This is a genomic window from Kocuria sp. CPCC 205231 (genome assembly GCF_040980965.1).
In the GTDB taxonomy this organism is placed as follows: Bacteria; Actinomycetota; Actinomycetes; order Actinomycetales; family Micrococcaceae; genus Kocuria; species Kocuria rosea.
Genome location: NZ_JAVKPP010000008.1, coordinates 1 through 14,986, shown reverse-complemented (window position 1 = coordinate 14,986; position 14,986 = coordinate 1). Strand labels below are relative to the sequence as shown.

At 74.9% G+C, this 14,986-nt stretch carries 17 protein-coding genes; 4 read left to right on the top strand and 13 right to left on the bottom strand.

Annotated elements, in window-relative coordinates; genetic code table 11:
* The first annotated feature begins 11 nt into the window (after nt 1-11).
* The gene (locus tag RF640_RS09960; RefSeq protein WP_237740403.1) at nt 12-683 is read left to right on the top strand and encodes a hypothetical protein; all 672 of its coding nucleotides are present in this window, start codon (nt 12-14) and stop codon (nt 681-683) included.
* Between the two features lie 24 nt (nt 684-707).
* On the opposite strand, the gene RF640_RS09955 is transcribed toward RF640_RS09960, so the two are convergent.
* Nucleotides 708-1,637: an NADP-dependent oxidoreductase gene (locus tag RF640_RS09955; protein WP_368827687.1), complete on the bottom strand. Its 930-nt coding sequence runs from the start codon at nt 1,635-1,637 to the stop codon at nt 708-710.
* A 173-nt stretch (nt 1,638-1,810) separates the two neighbouring features.
* On the opposite strand from RF640_RS09955, the gene RF640_RS09950 reads away from it, so the two are divergent.
* Nucleotides 1,811-2,230: a VOC family protein gene (locus RF640_RS09950; protein ID WP_035925887.1), complete on the top strand. Its 420-nt coding sequence runs from the start codon at nt 1,811-1,813 to the stop codon at nt 2,228-2,230.
* Nucleotides 2,231-2,298: 68 nt separating this feature from the next.
* On the opposite strand, the gene RF640_RS09945 is transcribed toward RF640_RS09950, so the two are convergent.
* From RF640_RS09945 to moaC, 8 genes are all read right to left on the bottom strand, one after another.
* Nucleotides 2,299-2,757, bottom strand: a complete 459-nt coding sequence (locus RF640_RS09945) for an SRPBCC family protein (RefSeq protein ID WP_017832116.1) — start codon at nt 2,755-2,757, stop codon at nt 2,299-2,301.
* A 108-nt stretch (nt 2,758-2,865) separates the two neighbouring features.
* Nucleotides 2,866-3,579: a glycosyltransferase gene (locus tag RF640_RS09940; protein WP_368827685.1), complete on the bottom strand. Its 714-nt coding sequence runs from the start codon at nt 3,577-3,579 to the stop codon at nt 2,866-2,868.
* Nucleotides 3,573-4,931: a PIG-L family deacetylase gene (locus RF640_RS09935; protein WP_368827683.1), complete on the bottom strand. Its 1,359-nt coding sequence runs from the start codon at nt 4,929-4,931 to the stop codon at nt 3,573-3,575. Before RF640_RS09935 ends, RF640_RS09940 begins: the two co-directional genes overlap by 7 nt.
* Nucleotides 4,928-5,989, bottom strand: coding sequence for an acyl-CoA dehydrogenase family protein (locus RF640_RS09930; RefSeq protein ID WP_368827681.1), 1,062 nt, complete (start codon nt 5,987-5,989; stop codon nt 4,928-4,930). Before RF640_RS09930 ends, RF640_RS09935 begins: the two co-directional genes overlap by 4 nt.
* Before the next feature lie 120 nt (nt 5,990-6,109).
* A complete protein-coding gene (gene moeB / locus RF640_RS09925) occupies nt 6,110-7,282 on the bottom strand; it encodes a molybdopterin-synthase adenylyltransferase MoeB (RefSeq protein WP_368827679.1) in 1,173 nt (390 codons plus the stop codon).
* Nucleotides 7,283-7,287: 5 nt separating this feature from the next.
* Entirely contained in the window at nt 7,288-7,740 is a 453-nt protein-coding gene (locus RF640_RS09920; protein ID WP_035925876.1) for a molybdenum cofactor biosynthesis protein MoaE, read from the bottom strand.
* Nucleotides 7,737-8,276, bottom strand: coding sequence for a MogA/MoaB family molybdenum cofactor biosynthesis protein (locus RF640_RS09915; protein ID WP_035925874.1), 540 nt, complete (start codon nt 8,274-8,276; stop codon nt 7,737-7,739). The genes RF640_RS09920 and RF640_RS09915 overlap by 4 nt, the downstream gene beginning before the upstream one ends.
* Nucleotides 8,273-8,770, bottom strand: coding sequence for a cyclic pyranopterin monophosphate synthase MoaC (moaC, locus tag RF640_RS09910; RefSeq protein ID WP_017832123.1), 498 nt, complete (start codon nt 8,768-8,770; stop codon nt 8,273-8,275). The genes RF640_RS09915 and moaC overlap by 4 nt, the downstream gene beginning before the upstream one ends.
* Before the next feature lie 170 nt (nt 8,771-8,940).
* Here moaC and RF640_RS09905 point away from each other — a divergent pair, with 170 nt between their 5' ends.
* Entirely contained in the window at nt 8,941-10,149 is a 1,209-nt protein-coding gene (locus tag RF640_RS09905) for a globin domain-containing protein (protein ID WP_035925871.1), read from the top strand.
* A gap of 82 nt (nt 10,150-10,231) precedes the next feature.
* The gene (locus RF640_RS09900) at nt 10,232-10,699 is read left to right on the top strand and encodes a pyridoxamine 5'-phosphate oxidase family protein (RefSeq protein ID WP_017832125.1); all 468 of its coding nucleotides are present in this window, start codon (nt 10,232-10,234) and stop codon (nt 10,697-10,699) included.
* Nucleotides 10,700-10,794: 95 nt separating this feature from the next.
* Here the strand turns inward: RF640_RS09900 and RF640_RS09895 are convergent, their stop codons facing one another.
* The 4 genes from RF640_RS09895 to narH form a co-directional block, all read right to left on the bottom strand.
* Nucleotides 10,795-12,042, bottom strand: a complete 1,248-nt coding sequence (locus tag RF640_RS09895) for an MFS transporter (protein WP_017832126.1) — start codon at nt 12,040-12,042, stop codon at nt 10,795-10,797.
* 24 nt (nt 12,043-12,066) lie between these two features.
* Entirely contained in the window at nt 12,067-12,927 is an 861-nt protein-coding gene (gene narI, locus RF640_RS09890) for a respiratory nitrate reductase subunit gamma (RefSeq protein WP_017832127.1), read from the bottom strand.
* Complete coding sequence (gene narJ / locus RF640_RS09885; protein ID WP_368827675.1) at nt 12,924-13,616, bottom strand: nitrate reductase molybdenum cofactor assembly chaperone; 693 nt, start codon at nt 13,614-13,616, stop codon at nt 12,924-12,926. Before narJ ends, narI begins: the two co-directional genes overlap by 4 nt.
* On the bottom strand, nt 13,613-14,986 hold a 1,374-nt coding region (narH, locus tag RF640_RS09880; RefSeq protein WP_368827673.1), incomplete at its 5' end, for a nitrate reductase subunit beta. The genes narH and narJ, both read right to left, overlap by 4 nt.

Sequence of the window (14,986 nt, the reverse complement as noted above, 5' to 3'; positions counted from 1 at the left end):
AGGAGAGCGTCATGGCACACCAGGACCCGTCAGGATCGACCGTCCCGGAGGATCCCCGGGAGCCCGGGAAGGACCGGCCGGGCGCCTCCACCCCGCGGGGGCGGCGGCAGGAGGTGGTCGCCGCGGAGAAGCGGGAGTTCGGGGGCGTGAAGTTCGGCTCCGCGTTCTTCGGCTGGATGACCGCCACGGGCATCGCCGTGCTGCTCACCGCCCTGCTCGGTGCGATCGGCGCGGGCGTGGGGGTGGCGACCAGCTCGGACCCGGGCGAGATCGCGGAGCAGGTGGCGCAGGACGCCGGCACCGTGGGCCTCGTCAGCGGCATCGCCCTGGCCCTGGTCCTCTTCGTCGCCTACTTCGCCGGGGGCTACGTGGCCGGGCGGATGGCCCGGTTCGACGGCGCCAAGCAGGGGGTCGCCGTGTGGGTGTGGGCGGTCCTCATCGCGATCGTCCTGGCGGTCCTGGGCGCGGTGGCGGGCGAGCAGTTCAACGTGCTGCGCGAGCTCAACAGCTTCCCCCGCATCCCCATCGGCGAGGGCGCCCTGACCACGGGCGGCATCATCGCCCTGGTGGTCGCCGTCCTGATCCCGCTGCTCGCGGCGGTCCTCGGCGGCCTGGCCGGGATGCGCTTCCACCGGAAGGTGGACCAGGCCGGCATCGACCACCAGTACCGCTCGCACTTCTAGGACCGCTTCCGGGACCGGGGCGGGTCAGAACTCGAGGACGAGCCGCCCCCGCACGCCCCCGGCCTCGAGCCGGCGGTGCGCCTCGGCGGCGTCCGCGGCGGGCAGGACGGCGGCCACGCGCAGGGAGAGCACCCCCTCCTCCACGTACCGGCGCAGCCGGTCCAGCTTCGCGCCCGAGTGGTACTCCTGGGGCACGCTGATCCGGTGCACGGTGATCCCCCGACCCGGGTCCCCCGTCCAGTGCCGCACGGTCGCGAACCCTCCGCCGTCCCGGACGGCAGGGGCCGCCTTCTCGTTCAGCACGGCGGCGTCCACGAGGGCGTCGACCCCGTCGGGGAAGAACTCCCGGACCCGCTCGGCGACGTCGTCCCCGCGCGCCACCACGTGGTCGGCGCCGAGGCTGTCGACGAGCTCCAGATCCTGCTCCGCGGCGTCCGCGATCACGGTGAGGCCCTCGTGCTTGGCGAGCTCCACCACGTAGTTGCCGAGGGTCCCGGCGGCCCCGGTGACGGCCAGGGTCTGCTCGGGCTGGAGGTCCAGCACCTCGAGGACCTGCAGGGCCGTGAGCCCGTTCATGGGCAGCGTGGCGGCCGTGGCGAAGTCCGTGTCCGCCGGGAGGCGGGCGATCGAGTCGTCGGGGGCGACCAGGAGCTCCGCGTAGGCGCCCCCGTGCTCCCCGCGCGGCAGGGCGATGGCCATGACAGCCTCCCCCACGCGCCAGGCGCTGCCCTCCCCCACCTCGTCGACGACCCCGGCCGCGTCCATCCCCGGCACGTACGGCGGCCGCAGGTGCTCCACGGGCTGACCGCCCGCGCGCAGCAGGGTGTCCGTGGGGCTGACGGCGGCCGCCCTGACCCGGATCCGGACCTCTCGGGGGCCGGGGTGGGGGTCCGGCACCTCGTGGACGGCGAGGACCTCGGGCCCTCCGAACGTCTCGACTCCGATGACTCGCATGCCCGTTCCAACCCCGGGGCGCCCGCACCCATTCCGGCTCCGCACCGATGCGGTTCCGATGCCGTTCCGATGCCGTCCTGACATGCGGGCGAGGATCCCGTCACACCGTTGCGGCCCCGCCGGTCCGGGGCCATGCTGAGGGCGGGTCCCGCCGCACCACGAAGGGGAGCACCATGGCACCGACAGACTTCATCACCCTTCCCGTCTCGGACCTGGAGCGATCGAAACGGTTCTACTCCTGTCTCGGCTGGCGGCTGCACCCGGCGTTCGAGGGCACCGGCGCCGGGACCGTCGAGATCCGCGAGGACGAGCACGTCATGGTCCTGAGCGAGGACCGCCACCTGCGCCTGGTGGGGCCCGGGACCCCCGGCACCCCGGCCGACGCCTCCGTGGTCAACGCGCTCAGCGTCGACTCCCCGGACGAGATCGACGTCATCGTCGACCGCGCCGTCCGCGCCGGCGGGACCGAGGGCGACGCCCAGGACTACGGCTTCCTGCGCTCGCGCTGCTTCCGGGACCCCGACGGCCACCAGTGGGAGATCCTGTGGGTCGATCCCGCGGCGGCCTCCGTCCGCGCCGCCCGCCGGCGGTGACCGCGGGCACGGCGGAGCCCGGTCACCACGGGTGACCGGGCTCCGTCCCGTCTCGGCGGCTCAGGTGCTCACTTCTCGGAGACGGCCGCCGCGAGCCGCTCGAGGGAGTGCTCCAGGGCGCCCTCCTCGAAGAGCGGGAAGGACACGGCCTTCTTGGCCTCCGGGGTCGCGTGCTCCCACGAGTAGGTCTCGGTGACCAGCGTGGCGCCGGGGCCCTGGGGCTCGAGCTCCCAGATCCACTCCCAGCCCTCCAGCTCGGCGCCCTGCGGCTTGGGCTTCCAGGCGAGGAGCTTGTTCTCGTCGTAGCCGGAGACGGTGTTCTCCATGACGTAGTCGCCGCCCATGTGCTCGCCGTTCATGTTCATCACGAACACCTGGCCGACCTTCTGGATGCGCTGGTCGTCGCCGGAGACGACCGTGCCGGAGCCGTCGATCTGCCGGTGGCGCGAGGGCAGGCTGAGGACGTCGAAGATGGCGTCGGCGGGGGCGTCGATGACGCGGCTGGCGGACAGGCTGTTCTCGGACACGGGTGGTTCCTCTCGTCGGCAACGGTACGGCCCCACCGTAGGCAGACGGGGCCGGTCCCTGGCCAGGGCTGTCCGCTCCCCGCGTAGCCGGGCCCCGGGCCCGTGCGCTCAGCCCGGCCCCGCGCCGAGGCCCTGCGGCTCCCCCGCCAGCGCCCGCAGATAGCCGGCGAAGCCCCGGTCGACCCGGCCGGTGCTCCGGCCCGAGGTCAGCACCCGCACCCGGTCCGTGGCGAGCACCCGGTGCCCGCGCGCCCGCGCCGCCTCCGCCAGCACGACGTCCTCGCCGTGCGGCAGGGGCGGGAAGCCGCCGCACGCGGCGTACACGTCGGCGCGCACGCCCAGGTTCGCCGCGTGCACGTGGGGGTGCCCCTCCTCCAGCCGGTGCCGGGCGTGCCAGCGCGCCAGGAGACCCGCGGCCAGGTCCCCGGGGTCGGGCTCCACGGTGCCCAGGAGCAGCTCCGCCCCGCGCCCGGCGGCGTCCAGGTGGCCGGTGAGCCAGTGCGCGGGCACCGCGCTGTCGGCGTCGGTCGACACGATCCAGGTGCGCGCCCCGGCGGCTCCCGCGGCGGCCACCGCGGCGGCCCGGGCCGCCCCCGCGGTGCCCCAGGACCCGGCGACGACGTCCACCCCCGCCGCCGCCGCGATCCGGGCGCTGCCGTCGGTGCAGCGGTCCAGGGCCACGACGACGTCCACCCGCACCGGGGGCCGGGCCGCCCGCGCCCGGGCGGCGGCGTGCTGCACCGTGGCCAGGCACCGGCCGAGCAGCCGCTCCTCGTTCCGGACCGGCACCACCACGACCACCCGCTCCACCCCGGTCAGCACGTGCCCGCGCCGGCGGTCCGCGGCCCCACGGGCTCGAAGACCTCCAGCAGGAAGTCGCGCTCCGTGTGGCGCAGCAGGGGCCCGAAGCGGGCGTCCGCGTGCACGGCGGCGTGCACGTCGGCCCCGTCGAGGGGCCAGCCCTCGATCGGGTGGCGCCAGTGGCACAGCAGGAGGTGGCCGTCCGGCTCGAGGGACCCGGCCACGCGGTCGAGGAGCCCGCCCAGCTGCGCGGCGTCGAGGAAGTAGCCGGTCTCGGAGACCACCACGAGGTCGAACCGCCCGGGCGGCCACTGCCCGGGCAGCCTGCGCTGCTCCACCTGCACGCCGGGGAGCTCCGCCAGCCGCTGCCGGGCGCGCTCGACCGCCACCCCGCTCGCGTCCACGGCCAGCACGGACTCCGCCCGGTCCGCGAGCTCGGCGGTGAGGGCGCCGAGGGAGCACCCCGCCTCCAGGACCCGGCGGTACCGGGGGCGCGGCAGCGCGGCGAGGGTCACGGCGCGCTTGCGCCGCTCGTACCAGGATGAGTCGACGTCCCAGGGGTCCTCGGCGCCGCGGTGGACGTCGTCGAACACGGCGGCGGCGTCCGGGGCCTGCCCTGCGGGCGGGAGCACGAAGAAGTGCTCGGCCGGGCGGCGGAACCGGGCCAGCACGTGGGGGCCCAGGAGGGCCTCGTCGCCCGGGGCCGGGGACAGCGGCAGGACCTGCGAGGCGTGCGCGGCCAGGGCCTGCTCCTTGGCCGCGCACGCGGGGGCGTCCAGGGCGAGGACCCGGATCCCGTGCGGGGGCAGGTCCTCGGGCCCGCCCCAGTGCCACAGCCAGACGGGGTACTCGAGACACTCGACGCCGTGGACGGAGGCGGCCGCCCGGGCGGCCCGGCCCAGCACCTCGTGGTCGACGTGCCCGTCGTCGCCCCACGGGGCGGCCAGCACGCCACGCCGCCCCGCGGCGGCCCACGCCGCGGCCTCGGCCACGGGGGCGCGCAGCGCCTCCCCCGCCGATGCCAGGGCCCCGTCGGGCAGCCCCAGGAGCTCGGGGACCACGCCGTCGGCGAGCCGGTCCGTGGCGGCGGCGGCCTCGGCCCGGCGCACCCGGGCGAGGTCGGCGGGGGTCCGGGTCGGCGAGCGCGGGTGCGACTGCTCGCCCAGGGTCGCCACGACCACCCGCACCCGGGCGCCCGCCCGGGCCGCGAGGGAGATCAGGCCGCCCGCGCCGAGGCTCTCGTCGTCCGGGTGGGCGGCGAGGACCACGAGGCGGTCGATCCCGTCGAGCTCGAGCGGGCGCGCGGCGTGCAGGCGCGGCGCCCGCGCCCACACCGCCTCGGGGGTGCCGGGGTCCCGGTGGTCGAACGTCACCACGGGCGGTCCCCCGCCGCGCCCTCGAGCAGGGCCCGGCCCAGTGCCGCGGCGTCCCGCTGCGCGTGCTCCTGCCGGACGTACACCTGCAGGGCGCTCACCCGGCGGACGTGCTCGGGCGCGCCGGTGAGCGGGCCCGGCCCGGTGGCGGCCGAGACCTCCGCGGTCACGGCCTCCGCCGACCGGGCGACGACGCGGCGGGTGCGCAGGGCCAGGACCGCGCCGCGCTCCCCGCCGGCCCGGCCGGCGTCGACCTGCTCCGCCGCCGAGCGCAGGGCCGTGCGGGCGGAGTGCAGGAGGGTGTCGACGACGCCGAGCGCCGCGTGCCCCACCTGGTCCAGCGGCCGCACGTCCGGGGCCCGGCGCCGCACGGCGTCTCCCCACAGGACGTCGGCCACCCCGGCCGCGCCGCCGTACCAGCACGCGGCCACGCCGATCCCGCCCCAGGCGAAGCCGGGGCGCTCCAGGTACCACCCGTCCTCGCCGACCGGCACGGCCGGCACCGCCGTGCACCGCACGGCGCCGGTCGGCACGTCCCGCAGCCCGGCCGGCCGCCAGTCCTCGGTGCTCCCGGGGACGACCCCGGGGTGGGCGAGGTCCACGGCGAAGGCCCGGCGGCGGCCTCCGCCGGTGCTCGCGGTGACCACGGCCCGGTCGAGGTGCGCGGCGAGCGAGCACCACGCCTTGGTGCCCGTGAGCTCCCACCCGCCGGTCCCGTGGCGGGCCACGAGCTCGTGACCGGGGGCCTCGGCGGCCCAGACGCCCCAGGCGGCGGGCGGACCGGCGAGCTCCTCGAGTCCCGCCTGGTGCAGGATCGCGAGGGCGTCCAGGTGCGGCTCGACCACGCGGGCGAGGGACAGGTCAAGCCGGGCGAGCTCGGCGAGCCGCCGCCACAGCTGTCCGGTGCGGCCGGCGCCGGGCAGGGGGAGCTCCTCGCCGAGCGCCCGGGCCACGCCCAGGGCCTGGTCCAGGGCGCCCGGGGTGCCGGCGCGCAGGGCCGCCGCGGCCTCCTCGGCGCGTCCGGGGCCGGCGGCGGGTCGGGGGTGCGGCGGGGGCATGCGGTGTCCATCGGTCGGCGGCAGGGAGACGATCAGCCTACGTCCTGCCCGCCGGGCCCGCTCGCGCCCCCCTCCGCAGCGCTCCGGCGAGGACCCGCGAGCGGGCCTCGGCGGACCGGGTCAGTAGGCCTGCTGGGACGGGTCCACCTGCTCGATCCACGCCAGCACCCCGCCCTCGAGGTGCGCGACGTCGGTGCGGCCCGCGGCGCGCAGGAGGTGCAGGGCCCGTTCGGAGCGCGCCCCGGCCTTGCAGTGCAGCAGCACCCGGCGGCCCGGGGCGATCCGGGCGAGGGCCTCCCCGGACTCGAACTGGTCCAGCGGGAGCAGCCGTGCCCCGGGGATCGCCGCGAGCCGGGCCTCGTAGGGCTCCCGGACGTCGACGAGCTCGAAGTCCGCGGCGCCGCGCTCCCGGGCCGCCAGCAGCTCCGCGAGCTCGGGGGCCGTCACGGTGGGGACGCCTCCCGGCTGCGGGCCGGGCGCCGGGCAGGCGGGGGCGGCCCCGCCGGCCGCCGTCAGGGTGGTCACGGGCGCGCGGCCCGGCGTCGGCGCCAGCGGGATCTCCCACCAGCGCGCCGAGAGGGCGTCGTAGGTGGCGACCCGGCCGAGCATCGTGGTGCCGATCCCGGTGACCAGCTTGACGGCCTCGACCGCCATGGCGGTGCCCAGCAGTCCCGGCAGCACGCCGAGCACCCCGGCCTCGGCGCAGTTCGGCACCGTGCCCGGCGCCGGGGGCACGGGGTAGAGGTCGCGGTAGGTGGGCCCGTGCGCGCCCCAGAACACCGAGTACTGGCCGTCGAAGCGCAGGATCGAGCCCCACACGTGCGGGACACCGGCCAGCTCGCACGCGTCGGAGACGAGGTAGCGGGTCTCGAAGTTGTCCGTGCCGTCCAGGACGAGGTCGTACCCGGCGAGGACCTCCTCCGCACTCTCCGCGGTGAGCCGCTCGCGGTGCTCCACGACGCGCACCAGCGGGTTGAGGTCGGCGATCCGCGCGGCGGCCGAGGCGGTCTTGGGCGCCCCGAGGGTCCCCTCGCCGTGGATCACCTGGCGCTGCAGGTTGGAGGCGTCCACGTCGTCGTCGTCGACGACACCGAGGGTCCCGACGCCCGCGGCGGCGAGGTAGAGCAGGGCCGGGGAGCCGAGGCCGCCCGCGCCCACGCACAGCACCCGGGCGTTCTTGAGCCGCCGCTGGCCCTCCTCGCCGATCTCGGGGACGGTCAGGTGGCGGGCGTAGCGGCGCAGCTCGGCGTCGGTGAGCTCCGCGGCCGGCTCGACGAGCGGGGAGAGGTCCACGGCGCTCAGGCGTCCAGTCCGACCCACTCGGTGGAGCCGTCCGCGAACCGCTGCTCCTTCCAGATGGGCACCTCGGTCTTGATCCGGTCCACGAGCGCGTCGCAGGCGGCGAAGGCGAGCTTGCGGTGGGCGGCGGCCACGGCGGCCTCCAGGGCGGAGTCCCCCACGCGCAGGTGGCCGACCCGGTGGGCGGCCCAGATCCGCACCCCGGGGAACTCCTCGGCGACCCGGCGGGCCACGTCCTGGACGGCCCGGTCCGCGCCGGGGTGGCAGGTGTAGTCGAGGCTGGTGACGGGGCGGCCGCCGTCGTGGTCGCGGATGACACCGCTGAAGGAGACCACGGCGCCGGTGCGCTCGTCCTGCACGGCCTCGACGGCCCGGGCGTGGTCCAGGGGCTCCTCGGTGACGAAGGCGCCGACCACGGCGGTCTCCGCCTGGATCGGTCCTGGTGTGCTCATCGGTCGGTCTCCTCGTGCGGTCGGGGGTCGTGGCGGGGGCCGTCGTGCCCGCGGTCGCGGTGGCCCTCGAGCTGGTCGCAGACGTGGTCGAGGATCGGCTCGAGGACCTTCAGCCCGTCCCAGACCCCGCCGGTGGAGCCGGGGAGGTTGACCACGAAGGTGGCGCCGCTGACCCCGGCGTGCCCGCGGCTGAGCACCGCCAGGGGGGTGGTCCTCCGGCCCTCCGCCCACAGTGCCTCCATGATGCCGGGCAGCTCGCGGTCGAGGAAGGGCCGGGTCATCTCGGGGGTGAGGTCGTCCGGGCCGAGGCCGGTCCCGCCGCTGGTGACGACCACCCGGGGGCGGTCCGCGGGGGCCCGGGTCACGAGCAGCCGCTCCAGCTCGGCGCGCACGTCCTCGCCGTCGGCCACCACGAACGGACCTTCGACCTCGAAGCCGTGGGAGCCGAACCAGTCGGCGGCGATCCGCCCGCTCCGGTCCTGGTAGACCCCGGCGGCGGCGCGGGTGGAGGCGACGATGACGGCGGCGCTCCTCATGCGGCGTCCCCGTCGGTCCGCGCCCAGTCCCCGGACTTGCCGCCGGACTTCGCGAGCACCCTGACCCGGTCGATCTCGGCCAGCTTGTCCACGGCCTTGATCATGTCGTAGAGGGTCAGGGCGGCCACCGAGGCCGCGGTCAGCGCCTCCATCTCCACGCCGGTCACCCCGCGCGTGCGCACCGTCGCGGTGATCCGCACGCCGTCCGCCAGCCGCTCGAAGTCCACGGTCACCTTGCTGATCGGCAGCGGGTGGCACAGCGGGACGAGCTCCGGGGTCCGCTTGGCCGCCATGATGCCGGCCACCCGGGCCACCGGCAGGGCGTCCCCCTTGGGGAGGTCCGCGGCGAAGACCTGCTCGACGACGTCGGGGCGGGTGCGCAGCGTGGCCGTCGCGGTGGCCTCGCGGGTGGTCACGGCCTTGTCGGAGACGTCCACCATGTGCGCGGACCCGTCCGCCCGGACGTGCGTGAGGCTCTGCTGCTGCTCGGTCATGTCGGTTCGGTCCCCTTCGGCTCTCCCGGATGGTGCGTCCCTCCCATTCTGGCCCACCCCCGTGCCGCGCACCGCCGCGTCATGTCTGGTCCCGTACCGGGGCGCGGTGCTAGCTTGACGGAACGCGACCAGAGCGCCGTCGACGCCGCCGGCACTCGGAAGGAGCCACCGTGCTGTCAGACACCTCGTACCCCGTCGTCAAGGCCACGCTGCCCGTGGTCGGGGAGAACATCCAGGAGATCGCCCGGCGCTTCTACGCGCACATGTTCGGCGAGCACCCCGAGCTGCTGGACGGGCTGTTCAACCGCGGCAACCAGGCGGACGGCCGGCAGCAGCAGGCGCTGGCCGGGTCCGTGGCCGCCTTCGCCGGCTACCTGGTGAACAAGCCGACCGAGCTCCCGGACCACCTGCTGTCCCGCATCGCGCACAAGCACGTGTCCCTGGGGCTGCACCCGGACCAGTACCAGATCGTGCACGACAACCTCATGTGGGCCATCGTGGACGTCCTGGGCGACGCCGTGACCCCGGAGGTCGCCGCGGCCTGGGACGAGGTCTACTGGCTGATGGCCAACGTGCTCATCAACCAGGAGCGCGGCCTCTACGAGGCGGTCCGGCTCTCCCCCGAGACCGTCTGGCGGACCTGGCGGGTGGTCGAGAAGATCCCGGAGACCGAGGACGTCACGACCTTCGTGGTGGAGCGCGTCGACGAGCGGGAGGTGAAGCGGTCCCTGCCCGGCCAGTACGTGACCCTCAGGATGGAGATGCCCGACGGCGTGCTGCAGCCCCGGCAGTACAGCCTGACCCGCGCCGACGACGGACAGCACCGGCGCTTCGCGGTGAAGCGGGTGCGCGGCAACGGCACGCCGGCCGGCGAGATGTCCACCCTCCTGCACGAGACGGTGCAGGTGGGGGACGAGGTGGTGCTCTCGGTGCCCTCCGGCGACGTGGTCCTGGAGTACTCGGACCGGCCGCTGGTGCTGGCCAGCGCGGGCATCGGCGTCACGCCGATGGCGGGCATGCTCTCGCACCTGGTGAAGGACGGCTCCCAGCGCACCGTGCAGTTCCTGCACGCGGACGCCTCCCCGGAGACGTTCGCGCTGCGCGGGCAGATCGAGGAGGACCTCGCCGCCCTGGAGGACGGCTCCCTGAAGGCCTGGTTCGAGCAGCCGCGGGCGGCCGGCGAGCGCGCCGAGAACGAGTACGAGGGGTTCATGGACCTGCGCGCCGTGGAGCTGCCGCACGACGCGCAGTACTACCTGTGCGGGCCGCTCCCCTTCATGCAGGCCGTGCGCAGCGCGCTCGTCGCCCGCGGTGTCCCGCCCCGGGACATCCAGTACGAGGTGTTCGGCCCGGACCTCTGGCTCGCCGACTTCGAGTGACCGGCCGTGCAGGCCCCGGGAGAACGACCGGGGCAGGACCAGGACACGGCCCGAGGGCCGGACGACGACGACGGAGGACACGATGACGGACACGCACGGCAACCACGTGGAGGAGCTGGCGGTCAACAGCTGCTGGGACCTGCTCCGGGACGCGGGCGTCGGCCGCCTCGCCGTGTGGGTGGAGGACCACCCGGACATCTTCCCGATCAACTTCGTGGTGGACCACGGGACCCTCGTCTTCCGCTCGGCCGAGGGGACGAAGGTCGCCGGTGCCCTCACCGACGTCCCCGTGGCGGTGGAGATCGACGGGTACGACGAGCCCGCCGGGAAGGCGTGGAGCGTGGTGGTCAAGGGCCGCGCCGAGCGCATCCAGCAGGTCCAGGAGCTCACGGACACCCTCGACCTCCCGCTGTTCCCGTGGCAGGCGGGGCGCAAGGGCATCTTCGTCCGGGTCGTGCCGTCCCTCGTGACCGGCCGCCGGTTCCCGGTCGCGGACCCGGAGGTGTGGCGCACCCCGCTGTCGGGGGTGCGGCGCTCCCCCGACGAGTGAGCCTGCGCCGGGACGTGCTCCTCCGCCGGGCCGCCCCGCTCCCGAGCTGACCGCCGGCTGCGGTCCGGGCCGCGCGTCCGGCGCCCGGACGGCGGTCAGGTCCGGGCCCGCTCGTCGTCCTTGCCCCCGTTGCGCACGGTGAAGGTGAGCACCAGGGCGGCCACCGCGAACACGGCCAGCAGGGTCAGCCCCACGAAGTAGCTGTTGTTCTCGGCGTCGTAGGTGGCGCCCATCACGAGCGGCGGGAAGTAGCCGCCCAGGCCGCCGGCGGCCGCGATGATGCCGCCGATCGTGCCCACGTCCTTCGCCGGGGCGGCGCGTCCCACCCACCCGAACACGCCGCCGGTGCCCAGGCCGAGGAACACCGCCATGGCCAGGAACGTGGCGCCGTAGGCCACCTCCTGGATCGGCTGCAGCGCCACGACCATCGCGAGGACCGCCGTGCCGACGAGCGAGGTGATCGTGACGATCTTCGGGCCGAGGCGGTCGGCGAGGATCCCGCCGACCGGGCGGGCGACCACCGCGGCGAGGGCGAAGCCGGCGGTGCGGGTCCCGGCCGCGGTGGCGTCGAAGCCGTAGACGGTGTTCAGGTAGGTGGGCAGGTAGTTGGAGAACGCCACGAACGCGCCGAAGACCACGCCGTAGAGGAAGCACAGCTGCCAGGTCACCCGCAGGGTGAAGGCGTGCCTGATCCGGGGCAGCACCGGCTGCGGCACGGCGCCGGCGCGGACCGGGGACTCGCGCAGCCCGAGCCAGCAGACCACGGCCATGGCCGCGACGATCGCGGCGATGACCGCGTGGGCGCCCAGGTACCCGATGCCCGCGACCAGGCGCGGGGTGACGAACGCGGAGACCGCGGTGCCGGCCATGCCCGCGCCGAACACGCCGGTGGCGAAGCCCTTGCGGTGGGACTCGTACCACGCGGAGCAGAACGGGATGCCGATGGCGAAGACCGTGCCGGCGATGCCGAGGAAGAACGCGACGACCAGCAGGAGCCCGAAGCTGCCCAGCTGGCCCACGAGGGCGGTGAGCAGCACCAGCGGGGCGGTCAGGGCGAGGATCGCCGTGAACATCACCCGCCCGCCGAAGCGGTCCGTCAGGGCGCCGACGGGCACCCGGGCGATGGAGCCGACGAAGATCGGCATCGCCACGAGCAGCGCGGTCTGCGAGGAGCTGAGCTCCATCTGCTCCGCGTAGCGCCTGGACAGCGGGCCCACGATGGTCCAGGCCCAGAAGCCCGCGGTGGACGCCAGCGTGGCGAGGAGCAGGTTCCGCAGCTGGCCGGAGCGCAGGTCCGGGGCCGCGGTGCCCGGGGAGGCGGCGGACGACGACGAAGATGACATGGCGGTCCTCGCAGATGGGGCTGGTCAGCGGCGGGTGCCGGCGCGGTTGCGGTGGGCGCTCCTGTCCCGGTCCTGGGTCCCGACGGGGTCCCAGCCGCGGCGCACCGGCACGGACCCTGTGGACCGGTGGTCCCGGGAGCGGTAGACGATGTACGGCCGGAACAGGTAGTGCACGGGGGCGGTGAACGCGTGCACCAGGCGGGTGAACGGCCAGACGGCGAAGAGCCCCATGGCCCACAGGGCGTGCACCTTGAAGGAGATCCCGGCGGCCGTCATCGCGGCGACGTCCGGCTGCAGGATCCAGATCGAGCGGAACCACGGGGAGACCGTCTGGCGGTAGTCGGGCACGGAGTGGTCGAACACCGAGATGAGGGTGGTGCCCAGCCCCGTGAGCAGCGCGGCCACGAGCATGACGTACATGAACTTGTCGTTCTTGGTGGTCGCCATGAACACGGGTCCGGTGGTGCGCCGGCGCCAGATGAGCATGATGATCCCGAGCAGCGTGCCCACGCCGGCCACGAGCCCGATGCTCAGGGCCAGGAAGTGGTACATCCCCTCGGTGACCCCCACGGCCTCGGTCCAGGTCTTCGGGATGATCAGACCCATGACGTGGCCCGCGAGCACGGCGAGGATGCCGAAGTGGAACAGCGGGGAGGCGATGCGCAGGATGCGGGACTCGTAGAGCTGCGAGGACCGGGTGGTCCACCCGAACTGGTCGTACCGGTACCGCCAGACGGTGCCGCCGATCACGACCGCCAGCACGACGTAGGGCAGCACGCCCCAGAGCAGGATGTCGCCGACCCCCACGGAGGCGGCGGCCGGGGCCGCCGCCTCGAGGGGGAGGGAGGTCCCGGGCGCGAGCAGGCTCGCGGCGGTGGCGGTCATGCGCTGTTCCTTTCGGTGACGGGCAGCAGCCGGGGGTCGTACGGGTCGAGGCCCACGGACTCCGTGGGCGGACCGTAGCCGGCCATCCGCAGGGCGGCGTCCCGGTCCTCCGGGGAGACCCCGGGCAGGGTGAAGCACACGAGGGCGACGACGCCGTGGTACGGCAGGCCGTCGTCGCGCAGCGCCAGCCGCAGCAGCTCGAGGGACGGCCGGTAGCGCTGGAGCAGCTCGTAGCCGTCCTCAGGGGAGACCTTCGCGGCGAACTCGAGCACGAGCGGCAGGAAGTCCGGCAGCTCGGCCCCGTCCAGCTGCGCGCCGTGGGAGCGGTAGACCTCCTTGAAGGCGGCGAGCGCCTCGCCCCGCCGCCGGGTGTCCCCGTCGGTCCAGTAGGTCAGGTGCAGGCTGTGCCGCCGGGAGAGGTCGAACTCCTGGACGTAGTCGGCCTGCACCCGGTCGAGCGGGCGGGCGCGCAGCCAGTCGAGGAGGTCCTCGGGCACGGGCGCGCCCACCTCCTCGAGGGCTTCCCGCAGGACGGGCAGCATGACCAGGAGCTCGTGGTCGGGATAGCCGAGCAGCACGGCGGCGGCCTGCCGGGCCACCGCGCTGCGCCGCGGGTGCCGGTCCGTGCAGCGCCCGGGGTCGAGAGTTCCCCTGCCGGCCTTGCCCAGCAGCCTCTCCAGCAGGCTCACGGCCGGTCCCCGTCCTCGGAGCGCGGCGGGAACAGCCCCGCGGGCGCCCCTCGGCCGTCCCAGTTGAGCAGGTTCACGCGCCCGGCCATCTGCTGCTCCGAGGTGGCGGACTCGCCGGTCTGTCGCGCCCGCAGGGCGTTGAAGTTCTCCACGGCCACGGGCGTGGGGCGCCCGGAGGCCTCGCCGAAGACGCCGGTCTGGCCCATCCCGGGCCCGCCGTCCACGTCGAGGGAGCAGCCGATCTCCTCGAGGTTGTGGGCGTCCTCCAGATGGGCGGAGGGGATGACGTAGCGCTCGTCGTACTTGGCGATGGCCATGAGCCGGTACATCTTCTGGATCTCGGAGCCGGTCATCCCGACGCCCTCGGCGATCGACTCGTCCGGGGCGTCCCCGAGGGCGATGTCCCGCATGTAGGAGCGCATGGCCGCGAGCTTGCGCAGCACGTCCGTGACGATCTGCGTGTCCCCGGCCGTGAACAGCTCGGCGAGGTACTCCACCGGGATGCGCAGCGAGTCGATGGCGCCGAACAGGTTGCCCGCGTCCTCGCCGTCGTGCCCCTGGTCCTTGAGCAGGTCCACCACCGGGGACAGCGGCGGGACGTACCAGACCATCGGCATCGTCCGGTACTCCGGGTGCAGCGGCAGCGCCACCCGCAGCTCCTTGGCCAGGGTGTAGACGGGGGACCGGCGCGCGGCGTCGAGCCAGTCCTCGGGGATGCCCTCGGCGCGGGCCGCGGCGACCACCCCCGGGTCGTGCGGGTCGAGCATCAGGTCCAGCTGGGCCTCGTAGAGGTCTTGTTCGTCCGGGGTCGCGGCGGCCTCGGTGACCCGGTCCGCGTCGTACAGGAAGATGCCGATGTAGCGCAGCCGGCCGACGCACGTCTCCGCGCAGACCGTGGGGATTCCCACCTCGATCCGGGGATAGCAGAACGTGCACTTCTCGGCCTTGCCGGACTTGTGGTTGTAGTAGATCTTCTTGTACGGGCAGCCGGTGACGCACTGCCGCCAGCCGCGGCAGCGGTCCTGGTCCACCAGCACGATCCCGTCCTCGGTGCGCTTGTAGATCGCGCCGGAGGGACAGGAGGCCATGCAGGACGGGTTCAGGCAGTGCTCGCAGATGCGCGGGAGGTAGAACGCGAACGTCTGCTCGAACTCGAACTTGATCCTGTCCTCGGACTCGCGGCGCACCTTCTCCACGATCGGGTCCAGGTGGCCGGCCTCGGTGACGCCGCCGAGGTTGTCGTCCCAGTTGGCGGACCACTCGATCTTGGTGTCCTTCCCCGTGATCAGGGACTTGGGGCGGGCGACGGGGAAGTCGGTGCCGGCGGGGGCGTTGGTGAGGGTCTCGTAGTCGTAGGTCCACGGCTCGTA